The 3,212-nt window shown below is 47.6% G+C and carries 3 protein-coding genes; all 3 read right to left on the reverse strand.

Annotated features, from left to right (window positions below; translation table 11 throughout):
• On the reverse strand, positions 1 to 1,715 hold a 1,715-nt coding region (locus ACIDE9_RS14125; RefSeq protein WP_411995301.1), incomplete at its 3' end, for an MCP four helix bundle domain-containing protein.
• Between the two features lie 229 nt (positions 1,716 to 1,944).
• Positions 1,945 to 2,169 (reverse strand): hypothetical protein, encoded by a 225-nt coding sequence (locus tag ACIDE9_RS14130; protein ID WP_019882307.1) that lies wholly within the window; start codon positions 2,167 to 2,169, stop codon positions 1,945 to 1,947.
• Positions 2,170 to 2,336: 167 nt separating this feature from the next.
• Positions 2,337 to 3,212: CZB domain-containing protein (locus ACIDE9_RS14135; RefSeq protein WP_411995300.1), on the reverse strand; the 876-nt coding region annotated here is incomplete at its 5' end.

Genomic DNA, 3,212 nt, shown 5'->3' on the forward strand with positions numbered 1-3,212 from the left:
ATCGGCTCTACAATCAAATCCAGCGTGTTGTTCACACCTTCGATAATCTTGCGGAAGTCACCGTTGTGTTTATCCACGTCGGCACGCACGGTAATGCGGCCTTCTTTAGACGCTTCTGCCAGCATGCTGGTGTCAGCCACCAAGGCATTCACGGCCTCAATGCTGGTATTCAGGTTGGTAATAATCTGGCTGTAATCGCCTGGATAATGCTCAGAAATCGTGGCTGGAATATGGCCTTTGGCAATATCGTCCAGATATTCTGAAGTCACTGTCAGTGGTTTGACCACTGCATCCAGCGTGCCATTCAGGCCTTCAATCACCTTACGGAAGTCACCATTATGCTGATGGGTATCTGCACGGGTAGACAACTGACCATCCTGCGCAGCTTGTGCCAGTTTATTGGCATCGGCCACCAGTGCATTCACCGCCGCAATACAAGTATTGAGGTTGTTGATGATCAGGCTGTAATCACCTTGATATTGCTCTTGAATACTGGCTGGAATCACGCCTTTGGCAATGTTATCCAGGTAGTTTGAAGTCACATTCAAAGGTTTTACCACGGCATCCAGCGTGCTGTTCATACCTTCCACAATCGCGCGGAAGTCACCCTGATGCTTGCTGGCATCGGCACGGGTAGACAAATTACCTTCCACCGCAGCGTGTGCCAGTTGATCGGCATCGTTTACCAGGCGTTTGATGTTGCTACGCACTTGCTCAATCGCCTCATTCACAAAGGCTTTCTTGCCTGGGAACTGCTCCAGCGGCACATCCAGGTTACCTTCACCAAAGGCTTTTACCACTTCAATCGCACTGCGGTTCATCGCAATGTGGCCAGCCACCATTTTATTGATGCCTGCGGCCATTTCAGAGTAACCACCTTTAAAGCGCGTTTGGTCAACGTTACAGTCAATATCGCCTTCATCATGCTGTTGGCTGACATAGTTCAGAGACTGTACCAGACCATCCAGTGTGCGTTGCAATACACGGATAGAATAAGCCACGCTGGACTTGTCATCTTCAGGCAAGGTAATTTTCTGGTTCAAATTGCCTTCAACGAAGTTGCGGGCAATCACCGTTAACTCAGAAGGCTCCATGCCCAATTGCTTGAACATATTGCGCTTGATATAGATACCAATCGAAACCACTACGGCTAACGCAGCAATAGCAATTGCAATCAACATAAAGATGGCCGTTTGTTTCACCGCTGCCGCCTGTTTGGCACTGTCTTTGGCTTGTGTATTGTTAAACAGTCTATGTTCGCGAATGGCTTTTTGCACACCTTCAATCACCGCTTGGTTCGCCAGCAACGCATCCCTAGCCTCTGTTTTCTTGTTAGAAAGAGACAAGGTCAAGGTATTGCTACCCAGGACATCATAAGCTTTGATCGCATCATAGTCTTTTTGCAGTAACTGTTTATCTTGCGCATCACTGATAAAGTTATCATAGCGCTTTAATGCGGCCATCAGTTTGCCATGGGTTTCAGCCACTTCTTTTTCGATGACCTGCATTTTTGAATTGTCTGTATTCAGCATATGCTGCCAAATCAGGCTATTCAATTTTTCAAATTCGCCCAATGTATCATCCAATATCTCGATACTCGGCGCAGCCATTTCATTGGCGTAATTGGTGTATTTAAACACTCGATCTGTTTGGAAATAACTCACTCCCGCCAGCAGGAACAACCCCAAAGCTGCGACGGCAATCAGAATGTACATTCTCTTAGCAACACTCATAATCTAGACTCCTAAATCCATTTTTAATCTCTATAACCTTTTTGGCTTTCTTATATTTTCGGTTAACAATTTGGCAAACTAAACTGCAATAAAAACGCTTTTCGCCTCTCTGTTTTCGCTCAAGTTTTCACCTGTCCTGCCGAGTATCCAGTATGAAAAGTCATAAAAAATCCCCCTGCAACAGGGGGATTCTCTGACAGAAAAAAGTCGATTATTTCTTCGCTTTTGAAGCGTCGGCAACTTCTACTTTTTTCTTGGCAGCACCGGCCTCTGCAACTGCGTCGCCTTTCATGTGTGAAGAAGTCAGTTCAGCGCTACCCTCTTCATAACAAACGCGACCCATCATCGAAACAGTACACACTTCAGCGGCGAAAATTGGGGCCGAGAACGCGGATAATGCAACGATGGTCAGGGCTGTGTTCAAAGTTTTTTTCATAAAGTCTCCATACAATTTAACAGGGAATAACAGTGGTTATTCTTTACCACTTAGTTACTTTTACGACGCTTTCAGACGTTTCTTTAGCTGCAAAAAGGCGTTTTAACACTTTAGTTACAATAAAAAAGCCGACTGTTTATCAGTCGGCTTTTTTCATTCAATGAAGGCTAAAACTCTTCCCAATCACCATCATCTGTCCCTGTTTTCTTAAAGGTACTGGTACTGGTCATGGCGGGCCTGCTCACGGGCGGGGCGCTACCACCGCCTCCAGAAATGACCCTGGACAAGTGATCAATCGCGACATGCGTCTCTTTCGACCGCCTGGAGAAATCACCGCCTAACAAAAACTTGGCTTTATCAAGATTCCTGGCAGCGACCGACTCTACAATCTCACCGACACTCTGGTGGAAATGTGCATGCGCATCTTTCAGGTCCCTGTACTCCTTGCGATGGCTATGTTGCTTGCCCTCGCCGTATATCCATTTACCCAGATCGCATTTATGGTCACTGGCGGCATCGGCATGATTGATAGGCTCTTTATGCCGCCCGTTCATATAATCGACCAGGCGCGCCTTCCATTGGTCATGCGCCTTGCCCGCGTCATCCAAAGAGAACTTTTTTGCGACGGCTCCTCCATGTGCACCGGAAAAGCTCGTGACTGTTTTGGACGGTGCCTGATAATGCTGGGCGCTACTTCTTGCGTGGCCACCAGCACTGTGCCCATCAAGCTTAAACTGGCTGATCGCTGCAGTCAGCTGGTTGGCCTGGTCGACCAGGGATTCAGCCGCAGCTGCAGCCTCTTCCACTAAGGCCGCGTTCTGTTGCGTGGTTTCGTCCATGCTGGTCACCGCCTGGTTCACCTGGTCAATACCCGTGGTCTGCTCTGTAGAAGCAGCAGAGATTTCACTGATGATGTCTGCCACACGTTGTACTGAAGAAACAACTTCGTCCATGGTGTTACCAGCGTTCTCTACCAGCTTGGTGCCTTCTGTGGTTTTATTCACAGAGTCAGTGATCAGTTCTTTGATCTCTTTGGCGGCACT

This window comes from Methylophilus sp. 'Pure River' (assembly GCF_046765995.1).
Lineage (GTDB): Bacteria > Pseudomonadota > Gammaproteobacteria > Burkholderiales > Methylophilaceae > Methylophilus.

Excerpts from the sequence above, each read along its gene's own strand:
- ACIDE9_RS14130 (WP_019882307.1), bottom strand. The coding sequence starts at position 2,169 with ATGAAAAAAACTTTGAACACAGCCCTGACCATCGTTGCATTATCCGCG.